13 protein-coding genes and 2 pseudogenes are annotated in these 19346 nt (G+C 70.6%); 11 read left to right on the plus strand and 4 right to left on the minus strand.

Features of this window, described 5'->3' with window-relative positions; genetic code table 11:
- Positions 1-25: 25 nt before the first annotated feature.
- Positions 26-211, minus strand: a pseudogene (locus tag HDA41_RS03925) (GNAT family N-acetyltransferase); the annotation flags it as partial.
- Between the two features lie 246 nt (positions 212-457).
- Between HDA41_RS03925 and HDA41_RS03930 the strand changes: the two are divergent.
- Complete coding sequence (locus HDA41_RS03930) at positions 458-1693, plus strand: IS701 family transposase (protein WP_184979534.1); 1236 nt, start codon at positions 458-460, stop codon at positions 1691-1693.
- A 173-nt stretch (positions 1694-1866) separates the two neighbouring features.
- On the opposite strand, the gene HDA41_RS03935 is transcribed toward HDA41_RS03930, so the two are convergent.
- Complete coding sequence (locus tag HDA41_RS03935; RefSeq protein WP_184980698.1) at positions 1867-2865, minus strand: zinc-dependent alcohol dehydrogenase family protein; 999 nt, start codon at positions 2863-2865, stop codon at positions 1867-1869.
- A 98-nt stretch (positions 2866-2963) separates the two neighbouring features.
- Here HDA41_RS03935 and HDA41_RS03940 point away from each other — a divergent pair, with 98 nt between their 5' ends.
- The 4 genes from HDA41_RS03940 (at position 2964) to HDA41_RS03955 (ending at position 8612) form a co-directional block, all read left to right on the plus strand.
- A complete protein-coding gene (locus tag HDA41_RS03940) occupies positions 2964-3905 on the plus strand; it encodes an AraC family transcriptional regulator (RefSeq protein WP_184980700.1) in 942 nt (313 codons plus the stop codon).
- A gap of 407 nt (positions 3906-4312) precedes the next feature.
- Complete coding sequence (locus HDA41_RS03945) at positions 4313-5428, plus strand: GDSL-type esterase/lipase family protein (protein WP_184980702.1); 1116 nt, start codon at positions 4313-4315, stop codon at positions 5426-5428.
- Positions 5429-5557: 129 nt separating this feature from the next.
- Entirely contained in the window at positions 5558-7192 is a 1635-nt protein-coding gene (locus tag HDA41_RS03950; RefSeq protein ID WP_184980704.1) for a cellulase family glycosylhydrolase, read from the plus strand.
- Between the two features lie 232 nt (positions 7193-7424).
- Positions 7425-8612 (plus strand): acyltransferase family protein, encoded by a 1188-nt coding sequence (locus HDA41_RS03955; RefSeq protein ID WP_376706765.1) that lies wholly within the window; start codon positions 7425-7427, stop codon positions 8610-8612.
- A 13-nt stretch (positions 8613-8625) separates the two neighbouring features.
- On the opposite strand, the gene HDA41_RS03960 is transcribed toward HDA41_RS03955, so the two are convergent.
- Entirely contained in the window at positions 8626-10731 is a 2106-nt protein-coding gene (locus tag HDA41_RS03960) for an alpha-galactosidase (protein WP_184993127.1), read from the minus strand.
- 133 nt (positions 10732-10864) lie between these two features.
- On the opposite strand from HDA41_RS03960, the gene HDA41_RS03965 reads away from it, so the two are divergent.
- The 6 genes from HDA41_RS03965 (at position 10865) to HDA41_RS03990 (ending at position 18938) form a co-directional block, all read left to right on the plus strand.
- On the plus strand, positions 10865-11902 hold the full coding sequence (locus HDA41_RS03965) for a LacI family DNA-binding transcriptional regulator (RefSeq protein WP_184980706.1): 1038 nt from the start codon (positions 10865-10867) through the stop codon (positions 11900-11902).
- A gap of 87 nt (positions 11903-11989) precedes the next feature.
- Complete coding sequence (locus HDA41_RS03970) at positions 11990-13321, plus strand: ABC transporter substrate-binding protein (protein WP_184980708.1); 1332 nt, start codon at positions 11990-11992, stop codon at positions 13319-13321.
- 2 nt (positions 13322-13323) lie between these two features.
- Positions 13324-14244, plus strand: coding sequence for a carbohydrate ABC transporter permease (locus HDA41_RS03975; protein WP_184980710.1), 921 nt, complete (start codon positions 13324-13326; stop codon positions 14242-14244).
- A 218-nt stretch (positions 14245-14462) separates the two neighbouring features.
- Positions 14463-15248 carry a carbohydrate ABC transporter permease gene (locus HDA41_RS03980; protein WP_230299741.1) on the plus strand — a complete coding sequence of 262 codons (786 nt, stop codon included), beginning with the start codon at positions 14463-14465 and terminating at the stop codon, positions 15246-15248.
- Between the two features lie 100 nt (positions 15249-15348).
- Entirely contained in the window at positions 15349-17814 is a 2466-nt protein-coding gene (locus HDA41_RS03985) for a CBM35 domain-containing protein (RefSeq protein ID WP_184980712.1), read from the plus strand.
- A 140-nt stretch (positions 17815-17954) separates the two neighbouring features.
- Complete coding sequence (locus HDA41_RS03990) at positions 17955-18938, plus strand: sporulation protein (RefSeq protein WP_184980714.1); 984 nt, start codon at positions 17955-17957, stop codon at positions 18936-18938.
- 11 nt (positions 18939-18949) lie between these two features.
- Here HDA41_RS03990 and HDA41_RS40985 read toward each other — a convergent pair.
- A pseudogene (locus HDA41_RS40985) lies at positions 18950-19343 on the minus strand (M48 family metalloprotease); the annotation flags it as partial.
- Between the last annotated feature and the right edge of the window lie 3 nt (positions 19344-19346).

A 19346-nucleotide genomic window follows, 5' to 3' on the forward strand; every position in this document is an offset into this window, starting at 1 on the left:
GCCGGGGGAGGGTGCCGGGCCTGGCTCAACCGGACGGCGTGGCCGAGGACCACACGCCGAACCACTGTTCGGCGCCGAACTCCTCGAACCGCTCCACCTCGGTGAACCCCAGCTTCGCCGCCGGCCGCATCGAGCGGTCGTTGGCGGTCTGGGTGCAGAGCACCACCGGCTCACCGGGAAGCGCGTCGGCGAACCAGCCGAAGCGGCCGGCCGTCGTCCACGGCACACCGGGCCGGACACAGCCTGCCGGTCGGCATCAGCTGGGCATTACGGTGGGACGACGAGGGCCTCCTGGATGCCGGTTGTAGATGTCGCAATCCACACCGAACCCAGGGGCCCTCACCTCTTTCAAGGACCGCTCAAGGCGTGCCGCCTGTCACCAACGTCCCGGAACAGCACACCTAGTAGTGCTTCGTTACGTTGTGTGATCTTCCCTGGTGGTGGGCATCGTTCTGGTATGAGGTTGGGGGAGGTGGAACGGCTCCGGGGTGAGTTAGCGGAGTTCGTTGCCGATGCGTTCGCCTCGCTGCCGCGGCGGGATCAGCGGCGATGGGGTGCGTGTTATCTGCGTGGTCTGATGCTGGACGGCCGGCGGAAATCGATCCAGCCGATGGCCGAGCGGCTGCCGGACGGGAACATGCAGGCCCTGCAGCAGTTCGTGAACCAGTCGCCGTGGGATCCGCTGCCGGTGCGGCGGCGGATCGCCGAGCGGCTGTCCGAGGTGATCACGCCCGAGGTGTGGGTGGTGGACGACGTGTCGTTTCCCAAGTGCGGCACCGCGTCGGTGGGGGTGGCCCGGCAGTACTGCGGGGCGGTCGGGAAACGAGCGAACTGCCAGGTCGCGGTCAGTGTCCATGCCGCCACCGACACCGCGTCCTGCCCGCTGGACTGGCAGTTGTATCTGCCGCGCGAGTGGACGGATACGCCGGAGCGGTGCCGCAGGGCAGGAGTGCCCGACGAGGTGGTGCACCAGGAGAAGTGGCGCCTGGCGCTCGGCCTGCTCGACACGCTCGGCGAGTGGCAGCTGAAGGCGCCGGTCGTGGTCGCCGATGCCGGCTACGGCGTCAGCACCCCGTTCCGGCTCGGTCTTCAACAGCGCGGGCTGTCCTATGTGCTGGCGCTGACCGGGAAGGAAGTCGCCCACCCGGAGAATGCCGAGCCGCACCAGCCCGCTTACGGCGGGCTCGGGCCGCCGACGCTGCCCCGGTATCGCACTGCACCGCGGGCCGTCTCGGTCCTCGCAGCCGAGGCCGGTGCCGGCCGGTTCACCGAGGTGACATGGCGCCAGGGCAGAAAGGGCGCGATGACCTCACGGTTCGCGGTCCTGTCCGTGCGGCCTGCGGGCAAGCAGGCCCTGGCCGCAGCTCAGGAGGCGGGCGGCGGCCGCAACCGGTGGGACGGCGTCCTGCCCACCCAGACGCTCCTGGTCGAATGGCCGGACGGCCAGGGCACTCCGACCGGCTACTGGATATCGAACCTGCCCGCCACCACCCCGGTCGCCGACATGGTGCGGTGGGCGAAGATGCGCTGGCGGATCGAGCACGACTACCGCGAACTCAAGCACGGCCTGGGACTGGACCACTTCGAGGGCCGCACCTGGCGCGGCTGGCACCACCACGTCACCCTCGTCACCGCCGCCCAGGCATTCCTCACCCTCCGGCGGCTCGACCCAAAAGTCCGCACACCGGCCTGACCCTCTACCAGGTCCTCGACCTCCTCCAGGACCTGCTGAGGTGCTGGGCCGGTGAATGCACCACCTGCGGACGCCCCCTACCCACCCCGCGCAGCCGCCGCAGACAGCCCAGAACCTAACGAAGCACTACTAGGCGGTTTCGTTTGGATCACCGTTCAGCCGCCGCCTGTGCCCTACAGGGTTACCAGGATCTTGCCGGTGTGCGCGTTGGACTCCATCAGCCGGTGCGCGTCGGCGACGCGGTCCAGCCCATCGAAGGTCTCGGCGATCACGGGCGCCAGCGTGCCGTCGGTCAGTCCCGAGCCGATGTATGCGGCGGCGCGCCGCCGGAGGTCGGAACGCTCCAAGAGAGTGCCGTTGTTGTACATGTGCACCGTCTGGGGCCAGTTCAGACCCAACTGCGCCGGACGCGGGTCGAGCCAGCCGTACAGCACCGCCGTGCCGTGCGGGGCGAGGGCGTCGCCCAGTGCGGCGAAACCAGGACCGCCGATGGCGTCGAAGACGATCTCGGTGCCCTTGCCCCCGGTGATCCGGCGGACCTCTGCGACCAGGTCATCGGAGTCCGTCGCGATCACATGAGCCGCGCCGAGCTCCAAAAGCCGCTGCCGCTTCCGCGGGCCGCGCGTGGTGGCGATGGGAATCGCGCCGTGCCGCAGGGCCGTCTGGATCGCGGCCGTGCCGACACCGCTCGACGCGCCGGTGATCACCACATGGTCGCCGGGGGCCATTCCGGCGGTCTCCACCAGCCCGCCGTATGCGGTCGTGTACGTCAGCCAGGCCGCCGCCGAGGTCACGGCGTCGGCGCCGACGGGGCGATGTACCACCGACTCCTGCGGCAACACAACCCGCTCGGCGTACACGCCGTGGACCCCGAAGTCGAAGTCGGCCGCGGCCATCACCGGGTCGCCGGGCACGAAGCCGGTCACGCCCTCGCCGACCGCCTCGACGACCCCGGCGGCCTCGTAGCCGAGTCGTGAGCCAGGCAGGGTGGGTGGGTAGTAGTAGGTGCCCGCGCGGAAGAGGGCGTCGGCGCGGTTGAGGCCGATCGCGTCCACACGGAACAGCACCTCACCGGGGCCAGGCGGGCCGATCGGCACGTCCTCGACGCGAAGCACTTCGGGGCCGCCGAGTTCGTGGAAGAGAACCGCCTTGGTGTGCAGGGAAGTCGTCATGGAGACGACGCTATGTATCAACCACGAGACGATCCATGTCGGATTGTCTTCTCTTACTGTCCGATCGTCTCGCGGACCGCATGCCGTACGGTTCGAGCATGGATGTGCTCAGCGACGCGGTCGCCGCCATGCGCACGGGACGACCGCACTCCTCCCGCACGGCGCAGACCGCTCCGTGGGGCGTGCGGTTCCCCGCCTCGCAGGGCGCCGGATTCCACGTCGTACTCCAGGGCGCGGCCTGTCTCCTGCGCCCCGGGGAAGCCGCTCCGGTGCCCCTCGGGTTCGGCGACGTGGTCTTCCTGCCGCACGGCTACGGGCATGCCCTGGCCGACCATCCCGACACTCCCCTGGAGGACTTCGCGCTGGGGCCGGACGGATCGTGGCCGGTGCTGGCGGATCCCGGCCCCGGTCTGGACGACGCGGACACGGTGCTGCTCTGCGGTGCCTACCAGTTGAACCGGTCGCGGGCGCACCCGCTGCTCTCGGAGCTGCCTCCAGTCGTCCACATCCGGTCCGGGATCGGGACACACCACGGCCTCCGGTCCGCCCTCGACCTGCTAGGCGCGGAACTGGCGGACCCGCACCCCGGCTCCGACGCGATCGTCTCCGGCCTCCTGGACACGCTGCTGGTGTACCTGCTGCGCACCTGGTGGCTGCGGAAATCCGCGGAGAGGCAGGAGGCGACGGGCTGGGCGGCAGCCCTGCGGGACCCCGCGGTGACCACCGCACTGCAGGCGATGCACTCCGACCCGACCCTGCCCTGGACGGTGGAGGGGCTGGCCTCCCATGCCGGCCTGTCCAGGGCCGCATTCGCGCGCCGTTTCACCACCCTGGTGGGCAAGTCGCCCCTGGCCTACCTGACCTGGGTGCGCATGACGGCGGCGGGCCGACTGCTGCGCTCGGGCGACACGCCGCTGCGCGCCGTGGCGGAACGCGCGGGCTATACCTCGGAGTTCGCCTTCGCCAAGGCGTTCAAACGCGAGTACGGCATCCCACCTGGGAAGTACCGTCAGCGTCCCGCGGCTGCCGCCGGTCGCTAGGGCTTTTGTTTGGGTCATCGGCGGACCACAGGAAGATGCCGGCGATGTGGAGTCCGGCCAGGTAGATGGTGGCGGCCTTGTCGTAGCGGGTGGTGATGCCGCGCCACTGTTTGAGGCGGTTGATGCACCGCTCGACGTGTTGCCCTCTTTGCAGGTCTCGCGGTCGAAGGCTGGCGGCCTGCCGCCTCGGCCGCCCCGTCGCAGCCGGTGGCCACACTGATCCGCCGGGACCGGGACAACCGCCGCGCCGGCCTTTACCGGTTCGCCGCCGGGCTCCCCCGTCACGCTCATCAGTCCGCCGGCTTCCGCGCGGCACCGCACGAGTTGCCCTCACCCCTCTTGACGCGTCAATGACAACAGTGGCTTGATGCATGGGAGCGCTCCCACCTCTCAGGGAAGGGATCACCATGCGCACAACCCGCCGCTCCTCCTCGCGCTTACGCATCATCCCGGTTCTCGGCCTCCTCGCCGCGCTGCTCCTCCCCCTCGGCATCACGTTCGCGCCCCGGGCCACGGCCGCACCGACGGCGGACCCCGTCCGCGTCATGCCGCTCGGCGACTCGATCACCGGCTCGCCGGGCTGCTGGCGAGCGGTCCTCTGGAACCGGCTGCTGAACAGCGGGTACAAGGACATCGACTTCGTCGGCACCCTCCCTCCGCAGGGCTGCGGACAGGCGCACGACGGCGACAACGAGGGGCACGGCGGTGAGCTGGTGACCAACGTCGCCGATCAGAACCTGCTGCCGGGCAGGCTCGCGGCCACGCGACCGGACATCGTTGTCATGCACTTCGGCACGAACGACGTGTGGAGCAGTATCTCCCCCGACCGCATCCTCGCCGCCTACACCAAGCTAGTGACGCAGATGAGGGCCTCCAATCCGGACATGCGGATCCTCGTCGCGCAGCTCATCCCCATGAACCCGGCCAGTTGCGCGGCCTGCGCGCAGCGCGTCGTCGACTTCAACGCGCGGATCCCCGACTGGGCGCGGGCCACCAGCACCGAACGCTCCCCGCTCACCGTGGTCGACCAGTGGACGGGCTTCAGCACCGCCACGGACACCTACGACGGGGTGCACCCCAACGCCTCCGGTGACAACAAGATCGCCGCCCGCTGGTTCCCGGCCCTGGCGGCGGTCCTCGACGCCGGCGTCCCCCAAAACCCCGGCGGCCCCGGTGGCCCCGGTGACCCGGGACAACCCGCGGCCTGCACGGCCCGCTTCCGGGCTGTCTCCTCATGGCAGGGCGGCTACCAGGGAGAGGTGACCGTGACGAACACGTCCGCCTCCGCCGCCTCGGGCTGGACCGCGACCGTCGTACCGGCGAACGGCGCGCGCCTCGACCAGGTCTGGAACGGCACCCTCAGCACGGCCGCGGACGGTACCGCCACCGTCACGAACGCGGCGTGGAACGGCGCGTTGGCGCCCGGCGCGAGCGCCACGTTCGGTTTCGTCGCCACCGCCCCGGCAACGGCCGGCGCCCCGGCGGCGACCGTCACGTGCACGGCGAAGAGTTCCGGCACCTGACGCCCGGCGTGGACAGGACCGGCCCGACGACGCGCTCGGCATCGACGACCAACTCACCGCTCCCTCCCCAGGTTTGGAACGCGAACCCGAACAGGCCCCACCCCAACCCCACCCCCCTCCGGAGCCGCCATGAGACCCCGCACCGCCCCCACCCCACGCGTGGCCACCGTGGCCGTCGCCCTCCTCGGCCTCCTGCTCTCCTTCCTCTCCCTCGGCACACCGGCGCACGCCGCCCCCACCGGCTTCCGCATCGACAACGGCCGGCTGCTGGAGGCGTCCGGGAACGACTTCGTGATGCGGGGCGTCAACCACGCCCACACCTGGTTCCCGGACCGGATCAGCTCCCTGGCGCACATCAAGGCCAAGGGCGCCAACACCGTCCGCGTAGTTCTCTCCAGCGGTGACCGCTGGACCCGCAACGACACCGCCGACGTGGCGAACGTGGTCTCCCAGTGCAAGCAGAACCGGCTGATCTGTGTGCTGGAGGTGCACGACACCACCGGGTACGGCGAACAGAGCGGAGCCGTCACGCTCTCCCGCGCCGCCGACTACTGGATCAGCGTGCAGAGCGCGCTGACCGGTCAGGAGGACTACGTCATCGTCAACATCGGCAACGAGCCGCACGGCAACACCGGCTACACGGCCTGGACGGCCGACACCAAGGCAGCCATCCAGAAGCTGCGCACCGCCGGGTTCGACCACACGATCATGGTCGACGCCCCCAACTGGGGCCAGGACTGGGCCTTCACCATGCGGGACAACGCCGCCTCGGTCTTCGCCGCCGACCCGGACGCCAACACGATCTTCTCGATCCACATGTACGGCGTCTTCGACACGGCAGCCGAGATCACGGACTATCTGAACCGGTTCGTGACTGCCAAACTCCCCATCGTCGTCGGCGAGTTCGGTCACGACCACTCGGACGGCAACCCCGACGAGGACACCATCCTGGCCGTTGCCCAGCAACTCCGCCTGGGCTACCTCGGCTGGTCCTGGAGCGGCAACGGCGGCGGCGTCGAGTACCTGGACATGGTCACGAACTTCGACCCGAACCAGCTCACCAGCTGGGGGCAGCGCCTGTTCAACGGCGCGAACGGCATCGCCGCCACCGCCAAGGAGGCCGCGATCTACGCCTCCGGCGGGGGCGACACCACTCCCCCGACGGCTCCCGGCACCCCGACCGCCTCCGGGGTGACCTCCTCGTCCGCCACCCTGACCTGGGCCGCCGCCACCGACGCGACAGGCGTCACCGGCTACGACGTCGTCCGGGTCGGCGGCGGCACCGAGACGGTCGTCACATCCACGGCCAGGACGACCGCCACCGTCACCGGCCTGTCCCCCGCCACCTCCTACACCTTCGCCGTCTACGCCCGTGACGCCGCCGGCAACCGTTCGTCCCGCTCGGCCACGGTGACGTTCACGACCTCCTCCGGCGGCTCGACGGCGGCCTGCGGCGTCGGCTACCGGGTGACGAGCAGCTGGCCCAGCGGATTCCAGGGTGAGATCACCGTGCGCAACACCGGCACGTCGGCGATCAACGGCTGGACGCTGCGCTGGACCTTCCCGGACAGCCAGCGCATCACCAACCTCTGGGGCGGTACGGCGACGCAGAGCGGCTCCGAGGTCAGCGTCGCGGCCGCCCCGTACACCGCGACGATCCCCGCGGCGGGCTCGGTCACCCTCGGCTTCACGGCCTCCCGGGCGACGGCGAACCCCAGCCCGACGGCGTTCACGCTGAACGGCGCCGCCTGCTCGGTGAGCTGACCGGGCTGTGCGCGACGGTGCCGGCGCGCCCCCGAAGGGGCCGGCGCGGCGGCACCGCCGCCACGGGGGTGATCCGCGGGTGTGATCCGCGCGACATCCACACCGGAAAGCGGTTTACGTCGCCCCGCAGTGGTCAGGCGGCGGAGATGTCGCACCGGCACCTCACCGCCGTATCCCCGGCAAGACGCCCATGCGCCCGTCCCGGTTCCCCGCACCGTGCGCGGGAGGCGTGATGAGCGAGGACACTCTGCGCGAAGACACCCCGCGCGAGGACACCCTGCGCATGCGGCCTGTCGCGAGCACCCGCGGCGAGCCCGGGGCGAGCGCGTCACACGAGGCCAGCGCCCCGCCGAAGCAGGCCGGGGGTCGCGACGCGTTCTTCGACAACGCCAAGTACCTGGCGATCGTGCTGGTGGCGATCGGGCACGCCTGGGAGCCGTTGCGGGACGGCAGCCGGACGGTCAGCGCGCTCTACATGGTCGTCTACGCCTTCCACATGCCGGCGTTCATCGTCATCTCCGGCTACTTCTCGCGCTCCTTCGACGCGAGCCCGGGGCGGATCCGGCGTCTGGTCACCGGGCTCGCCGTTCCGTATGTCGTCTTCGAGACGGCGTACACGCTGTTCACGCGCTGGACGGACCAGGAACCCGACCGGCCCGTCAGCCTGCTGGATCCGCTGTATCTGACGTGGTTCCTGGCGGCGCTGTTCGTCTGGCGGCTGACCACGCCGGTGTGGCGGCGCGTGCGGTGGCCGCTGCCGGTCGCCCTCGTCATCGCGATGCTGGCGACGCTCTCGCCGTCCATCGGCAACGACCTCGACCTGCAACGAACCCTTCAGTTCCTGCCGTACTTCGTCCTCGGTCTGCTGCTGAAGCCGGAGCACTTCCAGCTGGTGCGCCGCCGCTCGGTGCGGGTGCTGGCCGTGCCGGTCTTCGCCGCCGCGGTCGCCTTGGCCTACTGGGCCGTCCCGCGGATGACCGGCGCCTGGTTCTACCACCGCGACAGCGCCGAGGAACTCGCCGCGCCCGCCTGGTACGGGCCCGTGATGACGCTGGTGACGTTCGGCTGTTCGCTGGTCCTCGTGGCCTGCTTCCTGGCGTGGGTGCCCGGGCGCCGGGCGTGGTTCACCGTGCTGGGCGCGGGGACGCTGTACGGCTACCTGCTGCACGGCTTCGTCGCCCAGGGGTCCAAGTTCTGGGGCTGGTACGAGCCGGCGTGGGTCCACGGGCCCGTGGGCGTGGCCGCCGTGACGGTCGTCGCGGCGGTGCTCGTGACCGTGCTCTGCACCCCGCCGGTGCGGCGGCTGTTCCGCTGGGTCATGGAGCCCGACATGGCGTGGGCGTTCCGCCGGGACGCACCTCAGCGGACACCGGAACGGAACGCCGTCCGCGCAGGGAGCGGGAGCCCGGTACGCGGCTGACGCCGGCGCCCGCCTACCCGTCCTGCGTGAGCCGGATCAGCAGCGCACCGGGCGTGCGCGGCACGGACACCGTCAGCCCGTCCCCGTCCCAGGCGGCCCGGCCCGCCTCCGCGGAGGACGGGTGCAGGACGTCCGCGCGGACGGTCCGGCCCGCCAGGTGCCGGACGCGGAAGCGGAGTTCGGCCGGTCCGCCGCGGCGCCAGACCGAGAGGTACACCGTGCGGTCACCGGGGACCGAGAGCCCCAGGGCCAGCCACTCGTCGGTCCAGCCGGGCAGGCCGAGCGGCCAGAACGGCAGGGCTCGCGCGAGGTCCCCTCGGATCGACTTGTAGACCGCGACCGCGTCCCGCACAAGGGCCAGTTGGTGTTCCGACATGCGGTCGAGATGGCCCGAGAGGTGGATACGGCCGAGCAGTGCCCCGCCGAGGGTCGTGGTGATCAGGTCGTCGTCGAAGCCGGGCTGCGGATAGGCCCAGACCGCGCCCTGTTCGGGTGGGACCGCGGTCGGCGCGGCGGCGGCGATGGGCGGGTAGCGCAGGGGGTCCTGCTGATCACTGGTGGACTGGAGCTGGGCGACGGCCAGGGTGGCGCCGTCCATGCGCATGCCGCCCGAGGCGCAGTTCTCCACGACGAGTCCGGGGTGGCGGTCCAGTACGCCGGACAGCCAGTCCAGATAGGCGTGGGCGTGGCCCAGCAGCCCGGCTCCCGGCGCGAGGTCACCGGGTGCCCGGGTGCCGGGGTCGACCACGATGTTGTAGTCCAGCTTGAGGTAGCCCACGCCCCAGTCGCCGACGATCCGGTCCACGGTCTTGTCGAGGTGGGCGCGGGCGGCCGGATGCCGCAGGTCGAGCTGGTGGCGGCCCTGTTCGGCCAGGCGCACGCCGTCGCGCTGGAAGAACGCGTCGTCGGGCAGTTCGGCCGCGACGGGGCTGCGCACCCCGACGACCTCCGGCTCCAGCCACAGCCCGGGCACCATCCCGCGTTCCCGGATGCGGTCCAGGACGGCCTGGATGCCGCCGTCGGGAAAGCGACGCGGCGAGGGCTGCCAGGCGCCGACGCTGTCCCACCAGCCCTGGGTGTCGTCGTCGTACCAGCCCGAGTCGATGCAGAAGTACTCGGCGCCGGCGTCCGCGGCGGCGTCGATCAACGGCAGGAGCTTGGCCGTGGTCGGGTCGCCCATCAGGGTGTTCATGTAGTCGTTGAAGACGACGGGCAGGGCGGTGTGGTCCGGGTGCGGGCGGCGGACCGCCCGGCGGTAGGAGGTCAGGGCGCCGATCGCCGCGTCGAGGCCGGAGCCGAGTGCCAGGACCCCGGGGACGGTGGTGAACTCCTCGCCCGGGGCGAGCCGGACCCGCCACTGGTGTTCCGCGTCGGTGGGGCCGTTCAGCGCCAGGTACGTGCCGTGTGCGCGCTCGCCCAGGTCCCAGCGCCAGCCGGCCGGGGACTCGACCTGCCAGACCCAGGCCCGGCCGCCGTCCCGCTCCGTCAGCGCGCCCATGGCGAGATGGCCGTCGGTGGGCCAGCTGCCGCGCCCGGTGAGGGCGAGGGCGGCCCGGCTGTCGTGCTGGTGGACGTCGACGTGGATGTCGGCGACGGCGGCGCGCAGCGGCTCGGCGTACCAACGGCACTCGGCGAGCCAGTCGTTGCGGGCCCGGAGGACGTCGAGGGCGTCCGGGGTGGGCAGGCCGCCGAGCAGGAGGCTGCTGACGGACTGGACGACCAGCGGCTCCGGTCCGTCGTTGCGGAGCCGGACGCGGGAGCGCAGGACGGACACGCCGGTGGGTGAGGTGAGCTCGACGAACGCCGTCAGCCCGGTGGCCGGGTCGTGGAGTTCGATCGTGAGCCGGTCCCAGCCCTCGCGTCTGTCCGCGCGGTGGGTCCGGTGGGCGAGCCGGGTGCCGAAGGCCGTGCCGGTGAAGCGGGGGCCGGACCAGCCGCTGCCGTGGCCGAGGGCGGTGAGCTCCACGAGCGGGAGCGCGGAGTGCGGGGTGGCGGGGCGCTCGTCGTCGGGGTGGGCCAGCCGGACCAGCCGCAAGGTCCCGTCGGCGGCGACCGCGAACCCGGCCCGGAGGGCTTGATGCCCCCAAGTGAACTCGTCCTGCCGCTGGTTGGAGGCCATGTGCGCCGCATCCGCCGTGCCCGTCAAGGTGCTCCCCCTCCTGACCTCGTCCCGTCCTCGGGGAGCGGAGGTCCGCGTGAATCCCTCGTTACGGTCTCTTGACGACCCAAGTGTGACCGGTCACAATCCTCGCATGAATGTGACCGGTCACACAAGGCGCCCGGCGAGCATCAGGGACGTCGCGACCGCCGCGGGGGTCTCGTACCAGACGGTCTCGCGGGTGATCAACGGCCATCCCAGCGTCCGGCCGTCCACCCGGGAGCGGGTGCTCGCCGCCATCGAGGAACTGGGCTTCCGCCGCAACGCGACCGCCCTCGCCCTGGCCAGCGGGCGCAGCCGGGCCGTGACCGTGCTCACCGCGAACACCACCCACTACGGCTACGCCTCGATCCTCCAGGGCATCGAGGAGGCCGCCCGCGCGGCGTCGTACGCGGTCGGGATCGGGGTCCTGGAATCCGCCGAGGACGCGGCCGTCGCCGCCGAGGTGCAGCGCGCGGCGGACGCGGGCGGCGGGATCGTCGTGATCGCATACGACCCGGCCGGTGTCCGGGCACTGGAAGCCGTACCCGCCGGGCTGCCGGTCGTGGGCGTGGTCGAGACCCCGGCGAGTCCGCCCGGCGGCGACCGCCCGTGGGTGTGGACGGACGACCGTGAGGCCGCCTACCAGGCCACCCGCCATCTGCTCTCCCTCGGCCATGAGACCGTGCACTACGTGGCGATCCCGTCCAGCACCCGCCGCACCAGCGCCCGCACCAGCGGCTGGCGGCAGGCGCTGAAGGAGGCCGGCGCCCCGGAACCCCGCCCCGTGCAGAGCAGTTGGGGGCCGGCGGGCGGTCACGCGGCCGGGCTGAAGCTGGCGGAGGACCAGTCCGTCAGCGCGATCCTGTGCGGCAACGACGACCTCGCGCTCGGTGTCCTGCGCGCCCTGCACGAGACCGGCCGCTCGGTGCCGGGCGAGGTCAGCGTGGCCGGTTTCGACGACGCCCCGCACTCCGCCTTCCTCACCCCGTCCCTGACGACCGTACGCCTGGACTTCACCGGCCTCGGACGGTCCGCGTTCGCCCTGCTGCACGGCGTGCTGGAGGAGTCCGCGCCGGTCGCCCCGCACCCCGTGTCCGTACCGGAACTGGTGGTGCGGGAGAGCTCGGGGCCGCCGCCCGCCGACGCCTGAACAGCCGGTGCCTGAACAGCCCGTAAGACCCCGGAAGTTGTGAGTACCGCTTTCTGAACCCGAACCGCCTGCTCCGAAAGGCACGAGATGAACAGAAGAGCCCTCCCCGCCCTGGCGCTGATATGTGCCGCCGGCCTGGCCGCCACCGCGTGCAGCGACCCCACCGCCGGGGACTCCGGTTCGGACGGTTCGGACGCCAAGCGGGCGGCGGTGAATCCGACCGCCCAGCTGGACGGCGTGAAGCTGACCATGTGGACCGCGCAGAACACCGTGAACGCGCCCAAGCAGGTCATCGACGCCTTCGAGAAGGCCACCGGTGCCAAGGTCGACACCCAGGCGATCCCGGACCTCTACGAGCAGAACGTGCCGACGAAGCTGGCCTCCGGCGACCGCCCCGACCTGATGTTCTGGCAGCCGTCCATCTCCACGCTGCCGTTCATCCAGCCGAAGCAGAACCTCCTGACCCTCGACGGGGAGCCGTGGGAGGCCAAGCTCGGCGACACCGAGAGGTCCCTCGGCGTCATCGACGGCAAGCGGTACGCGGCGATCGTCACCAGCCCCGCCATGCTCGGCGTCTACTACAACAAGGACGTCTTCAAGCAGGCCGGGCTGAGCGAGAAGGACTTCCCCAAAACCTACGACGAGCTGCTCGCGCTCGGCCGCAAGGTCGTCGACAAGACCGACGCGGCCGCCTTCTACGAGGCCGGCGGCGACAAGTGGCCGCTCCAGTGGCAGATGCAGGTCCAGCTCACCGACCTGGACCGGCAGTGGTGGGCCGACCTGAACGCCGGCAAGAAGAAGTGGACCGACCCGGTCGTCGTCGGCGCGATCAAGAAGTACAAGGAGAAGCTGCTCGACGCGGGGCTCGCCCAGAAGAACTACCGGACGGGCACCTTCACCGGGCAGGCCGACGCGCTGTGGAAGGGCGACGCCGGCATGGTCCTCAACGTCACGTCGTTCCAGAGCCAGTTGCAGGCCAAGTACTCCACCGCCGAGCTCGACAAGAAGATCGGCTGGTTCCCGGTCGCCAACTCCTCGGCCACCGGCCTGTACTCCCCCGACCAGACCAACGGTGTCGTCGCCTTCAAGACCGGTGACGACAAGCGGCAGAACGCGGCCCGGCAGTTCCTCGCCTTCTGGCTCGGGCCGGACTACCCGGACTACATCAAGACGATGAAGATCCCGTCCGTGCAGCCGTCCGTGCCCACCCCCGACGGACTGCCCGAGACGTCCAAGGCCCAGACGGCGGCCCTGCCCAAGGCCATCGGCGTCTTCCAGGCCAAGGCGATCGTCGCCCCCGACACCCACCTCTACCTCGCCGACATGATCTTCGGCAAGAAGAGCCCGCAGCAGGTCGCGCAGGCGATCCAGGACCAGTTCGCGCAGGTGGCCAAGGCCCAGGGCGCGCCCGGGTTCTGACCATGACGGACACGGTCGTACGTACGCGCAAGCCGGCTGCACAAGGCGCACCGAAGGGCGTGGGTCGGCTGCCACGCGCCGCCGTGCACCACCCCTGGTGGTTCGCGCTCCCCGCGATCGTCGTCTTCGCGGGCTTCTTCCTGGTGCCCAACCTGCTGAACTTCTACTACCCGTTCACCAACTGGTCCTCGTACCACGCGGACATCGCCTTCACGGGCCTGGACAACTTCCAGACCATCGCCGAGGACGGCTCGCTGCTGCGGGCGATCCGGACAACCCTGGTGTACGCGCTGCTGGCGGCGCTGTTCCAGAACGGCTTCGGGCTCGTTCTGGCGCTGCTGCTGGAGGACGACAGCCGCTTCAACCGGTTCTTCCGTGCCGTGTTCTTCCTGCCGGTGCTGATCTCGGCGCTGGCGACGGGTTACGTCTTCCAGGCGCTGCTCGACCAGGACGGGGCCGTCAACTCCGTTCTGGGCACGGACATCCCGTGGCTGGGCTCGACGACCTGGACGCTGGTGATCGTCACGCTGATCCACGGGTGGAAGTGGATGGGCCTGTCGATGCTCATCTACCTGGCCGGTCTCAAAGGCATCCCCGGCGAGATGCTGGAGGCCGCGAAGTGCGACGGCGCGGGTCCCTGGCGGACCTTCTGGTCGGTGCGCTGGCCGATGCTGGCGCCGGCCGTCACCTTCAACGTCACCACCGCGCTGATCGGTTCGATGAACACCTTCGACATCGTGCAGGCCACCACAGGCGGCGGCCCCGCGGCCTCCACGGAGGTGTTCAACATCTACATGTTCCGCGTCTTCGGGCAAGGGCTGTACGCCCAAGCCTCCACGATGAGTTTGGTGCTCTTCCTCATCGTGGTGGCCTTGGCGATCCCGCTTGTCTTCGGCTTGCGTCGAAGGGAGCAGCTGCTTTGAACCCTCCTCCTCGCGAGCGAGCAGGATTCCTGGCTCACGCCGCTCAGTCGCTCAACGAGCGATCGAGACTCACACGATCAACACCAGCCGGGTTGGAACCAGCCCGGTTCCCCGAAAGAAGGGAGGAAGATGTGCTGGCTTGGTTCTCGCGCAACACGCCGGAGAACCTACCAGCTGCCGGCCCACGCCTGTGGCGCATCGGTCGCCCCACTCTGATCGTGACCATCGCTGCCCTCGCCGTCGGCGTGCCGCTGTGGCTGGTCGCCGTCACCTCGGCCAAGCCGCAGGCCGAGGCGATCAAGCCGAACCTGGACCTGCCCCGGCAGTGGCAGCCCGCGAGCAACTACGCGGACGCCGTCAGCCAGGGCGAGATGCTGCGCGGCTTCCTCAACTCGCTGCTGGTCGTGGTGCCTTCGGTGGTCCTGGTGCTGATCCTGGGCGCGGGCGCCGCCTGGGTCTTCGCCCGCCGCACGTCGAAGCTGGTCTCGGCGGCGTACGCGCTGTGCATCAGCGGACTGCTGCTGCCGCCCGCCGTCATCACCATCGTGATGGAGCTGCGGCAACTGGGGCTTTCGAACACCCGCCCCGGCATGATCGCCGTCTACACCGGGATGTACCTGTCGACGTCGATCTTCTTCATGACCGGCTTCATCCGCGCCATCCCCATGGAACTGGAGGAGGCGGCCCGGATGGACGGGGCGAGCCCGTCACGCATCTTCTGGCGGATCGTCCTGCCGCTGCTCCGGCCGGTGATCGCCACCGCGACGATCATGGTGATGCTCTACGCCTGGAGCGACATCTTCTACGCGTTCTTCGTCCTCGGCGGCGGAGACCGGGCGACCTTGCCGCTCAACCTCTACCAGGTCGCCAGCGCCCAGCTCTACCTCAACAACTGGCATCTCGTCTTCGCGTACGTCGTGGTGATGAGCCTGCCCATGGTCGCCGTGTTCCTCGTCGGCCAGCGAAAGATCGTGTCCGGAATCACCAGTGGAGCCGTGAAGTGACTGGAGGTCCAGCAGCGTGATCACCCCCATCCGCACGAGAGCCGGTACGAGGTCCCGTACCAGAACCGCCTTGATGACAGCACTACTTGGAGCAGCCGCCATGGCAGCCACCCTCCCCGCGGCCGGTCCCGCCGCCGCGGCCGATCCACAGCGCCTCACCGTCGACCTCAACGCCTCCGAGGGCCCGGTGATGCTCGGCGCCAACGGTTCGCTGTACGGGGTCAGCGACGACGGGGTGCCCAGCGACGCCGCGATGGAGCCCCTGAAGATCACGAGCATCTCGCAGAAGCCGGAGGGCGGCGCCCAGCACCCCAACGGCGACGCGCTCACCGTCTCCAAGTCGTTCTTCCGCAACGGCGGCGGCGAGATCAACGTGATGATGCAGGACGTCTACGCCAAGTGGCCGTACGAGGACCTCGGCATCGACGACTACCTCCCCAAGGTCGACAAGATCGCCAAGGAGGTCTCGGCCGACCCGAACAGCGACCGCTTCGTCTACATCCCGTTCAACGAGCCCGACCAGATCTGGTACAAGCTCGACGTCGCCGACCAGGCACAGTACGAGAAGAACCGCGACCGGTTCTTCAAGGACTGGAAGACGGTGTACCAGCGCATCCGCGCGATCGACCCGGACGCACGGATCGCCGGCCCCAACGAAGCCGCCTACCACACCCGCCTGTTGAAGGACTTCCTCGCCTTCGCCAAGCGGGAGAACGTGCTCCCTCAGATAATGACCTGGCACGAACTGGGCTCCGGTTCGCTGCGCGACTTCCAGGCGCACTACGACGACTACCGCAAGCTGGAGCGCGAGGCGGGCATAGCCCCGCTGAAGATCAACATCGACGAGTACGCCAACCGCCGCGACCTGTCCGTGCCCGGGCAACTCGTGCAGTGGGTCTCGATGTTCGAGCGCAACAAGGTGTACGCCAACATGGCGTACTGGGACGCGGCCGGCAATCTCAGCGGCCACGTCGTGCGCTCCAACATCCCCAACGGCGGCTGGTGGCTCTTCCGCTGGTACGCGGGCATGACCGGGAACACCGTGAAGGTGACGCCGCCGCAGCCCAACACCATCGATACCCTCCAGGGGCTCGCCTCCCTCGACACCTCCCGCCGCCAGGCGCAGGTCCTGCTCGGCGGCTCCGCGGGTGACTCGGACGTGGTCGTGCAGGGCGTCCCCCGGTCGGTGTTCGGCCGTACGGTCACCGCGACCGTCGCCGAGGCCGCCTGGTCCGGTTACGAGGGGCAGCACGCGGCGCCGCGGGTCCTCGCGCGCACCAAGGTGAAGGTCGCGGACGACGGTTCGGTGACCGTCCCGCTGCGCGGGCTGCACAAGATGTCGGCCTACCGGGTCGTCCTCACCCCCGGCGGCTCCGGCACCCCGTCCGCCGCCTCCGTGCCGTGGTCGGCGTCGTACGAGGCCGAGGACGCGGCGATCACCGACGGCAAGGTCTACACGCAGGGCACGGTCCAGAACGCCAACGGCTACGCGGCCTCCGGCACCAAGGACGTCGGCTCGCTCAACCAGCCCGGCAGCAAGGTCGCCTTCTCGGTGACGGTCCCGAAGGACGGCCAGTACGACCTGGCGATCCTGTACGGCAACCAGTCCGGCGGCCCCGCCACGCAGAAGCTGTCGGTCGACGGCGGCGACCCGGTGACGGTCACCTACCCCTCCACGGAGAACTGGACGTACCGCGCCAAGAAGGACGTCAGCGTCCAGCTCAAGGCGGGCACGCACCAGCTGACCCTGTCCAAGGGCGACGCCGAGGTCACCCTGGACCGGATCGACCTGACCACGCGGACGGGCGCGCCCTCCGCCTCGTACGAGGCCACGCTGGCGGACATCAGCGGCAAGCCGTCCTACGACTACACCTCGTCGGCCGGGGTGGGCACGGGCGCTCTGGTCCTGCGCTCCGGTGACAAGGCGGTGTTCGACGTCTACGCCCCGCGCGACGGCTACTACACGGTGGTGCCGCGGACCTCGGCGGTGGTGAAGCTCTCGCTGCATGGGGAGACGGTCACGGCCGCGCCCGGCCGTCCGCTGCGGCTCTACCTGGTCGCGGGCAACAACCGGATCGCGATGACGTCGGGCCACTCCGCCGTCCGCTCCCTCGACGTCTCCGGCGACGGCTCGGCCGTCGGCACCCTCTCCTACGAGGGCGCCAAGGCCACGCTCGCCGGCGGCGCCAAGCTCGTCGACTCCCCGCACGCGTCCGCCGGCTCCTACGTCGGCTGGCTCGGCAACAGCTCCTCCAGCACTGCCGAGTTCGCGGTGGACGCGCCCCGGTCCGGCCGCTACCTGCTGGTCGTCCACTACGCGCACAACGACCGCCGGGACAACGGCCACGCCTACAACACGGACATCATGTCCCGTACGGCGGACATCACGGTCGGGACCGCGGACCCGGTGAAGGTCACCTTCAAGAACACCTGGAGCTGGGACGACTACTGGACCGTCGGTGTCCCGGTCGATCTGGCGAAGGGCGCGAACAAGGTGACGTTCGGCAACGCGAGTGCCTGGGCGCCGAACATCGACCGGATCGAGCTGGGCCGGGTCGTGGGCTGAACCACGCGGTGACGGGGGCGGTTGCGGAGGAGTGAGCTGTACTCCTCCGCAACCGACGTGCGAGATCCATTGCGGCACTCCCCTATACTTCTACATACTTGTAGAAAATCAGTACCCGCATGTGAGGAGTGGACGCCACCATGGTGTTCAAACGACTGCTCGGCGCGCTCGGCGTCGGCGGCCCCACGGTCGACACGGTCCTCGACCCGGCTCCCGTCCGGCCCGGCGGCACGCTCACCGGTGAGGTCCGACTGGAGGGCGGCAAAGCCGACTTCGACATCGAACACATCACCCTGGAGCTCGTGGCCCGGGTCGAGGCCGAGCACGAGGGCGGCGAGAGCGAGGGCGTCGCCGCCTTCGGCCGCTTCACCGTCGGCGGCGGCTTCCGGCTCGCCGAGGGCGAGCAGCGCGTCGTGCCGTTCAGCGTGACCCTGCCGTGGGAGACGCCGGTCACCGAGCTGCACGGCCAGCGCCTGGGCGTCGTCCTGGGCGTGCGCACCGAGTTGTCGGTGGCCGGCGCGAAGGACAAGGGCGACCTGGACCAGCTGAACGTCACGCCGCTGCCCGTGCAGGAGGCCGTGCTGGAAGCCCTCGGCGGGCTCGGGTTCGGATTCAGGACGGCCGACCTCGAGTACGGGCGCATCGGCGGCACCGGCCAGCAACTGCCCTTCTACCAGGAGATCGAGCTCGTCCCGTCACCCCGGTACGCGCACCAGGTCAACGAGATCGAGCTGACGTTCCTGGCGAGCCCCGGCGGCATGGAGGTCGTGCTGGAGGCGGACAAGCGCGGCGGCTTCCTGTCGCCCGGCCACGACGCGCTGACCCGTTTCACCGTCTCCCACGACGGAGTCGAGCACCAGGACTGGCCCACGGTCGTCGACGGCTGGATCCGGCAACTGGTCGAGCACCGGGCCTCGTACGACTCCCCCGCCGCATTCGGCATGGGCGGCCACGGGCATGACGGGCACCACCCTGACGGCCACCGCTCGGGCCCCGGCATGGGGACGGTCGTCGCGGCGGGCGCGGCCGGGCTCGCGGCCGGGGTCGTCGGCGGCATGGTCGCGGACGAAGTGGTCGACGAGGTCGGGGACTTCTTCGAGGGCGAGGAGGAGGACGAGGGCTGAGGCTCCGCCTCTCAAAGAGGTGTCGCGGCATGCAGGATGAGCTGAGCACCATCGTGACGGCGGAGTTCGCGGAGGACATCGCCGACACGGCCGTTCCGGCAGCCGCGCCCCACGCCGCCAGTCCGACCGAGGTGAACACCGGGGCCGGTTGCGTACGGCGGGTGGCGGGCCGAGCAGGGCCGCCACCCGGCGCGGCACCGGGCCCGGAGCGGCGAGTCCCGCGAGCGTGGGCGCCGGGGTGCCCCGGGAGACGAGGGCGGCCGTGCCGATGGCACGCGCCACCGTACGGCGGCTGCCGATCGCCCGGGCCGCCTCCTCGTCCGCCCACCGCTCGGCCGTGTACGCCACGGCCGTGCGCAGCGGCCGAAGGAACGGGTTGGCCCGGGCCGCGAGCGGGAGAACCAGTGG

Origin of the sequence: Streptomyces caelestis (assembly GCF_014205255.1) — a bacterium.
In the GTDB taxonomy this organism is placed as follows: Bacteria; Actinomycetota; Actinomycetes; order Streptomycetales; family Streptomycetaceae; genus Streptomyces; species Streptomyces caelestis.

Coding starts and splice junctions, on each gene's coding strand:
- HDA41_RS03930 (WP_184979534.1), top strand. CDS start 458: ATGAGGTTGGGGGAGGTGGAACGGCTCCGGGGTGAGTTAGCGGAGTTC.
- HDA41_RS03935 (WP_184980698.1), bottom strand. CDS start 2,865: ATGACGACTTCCCTGCACACCAAGGCGGTTCTCTTCCACGAACTCGGC.
- HDA41_RS03940 (WP_184980700.1), top strand. CDS start 2,964: ATGGATGTGCTCAGCGACGCGGTCGCCGCCATGCGCACGGGACGACCG.
- HDA41_RS03945 (WP_184980702.1), top strand. CDS start 4,313: ATGCGCACAACCCGCCGCTCCTCCTCGCGCTTACGCATCATCCCGGTT.
- HDA41_RS03950 (WP_184980704.1), top strand. CDS start 5,558: ATGAGACCCCGCACCGCCCCCACCCCACGCGTGGCCACCGTGGCCGTC.
- HDA41_RS03955 (WP_376706765.1), top strand. CDS start 7,425: ATGAGCGAGGACACTCTGCGCGAAGACACCCCGCGCGAGGACACCCTG.
- HDA41_RS03960 (WP_184993127.1), bottom strand. CDS start 10,731: ATGGCCTCCAACCAGCGGCAGGACGAGTTCACTTGGGGGCATCAAGCC.
- HDA41_RS03965 (WP_184980706.1), top strand. CDS start 10,865: ATGAATGTGACCGGTCACACAAGGCGCCCGGCGAGCATCAGGGACGTC.
- HDA41_RS03970 (WP_184980708.1), top strand. CDS start 11,990: ATGAACAGAAGAGCCCTCCCCGCCCTGGCGCTGATATGTGCCGCCGGC.
- HDA41_RS03975 (WP_184980710.1), top strand. CDS start 13,324: ATGACGGACACGGTCGTACGTACGCGCAAGCCGGCTGCACAAGGCGCA.
- HDA41_RS03985 (WP_184980712.1), top strand. CDS start 15,349: ATGGCAGCCACCCTCCCCGCGGCCGGTCCCGCCGCCGCGGCCGATCCA.
- HDA41_RS03990 (WP_184980714.1), top strand. CDS start 17,955: ATGGTGTTCAAACGACTGCTCGGCGCGCTCGGCGTCGGCGGCCCCACG.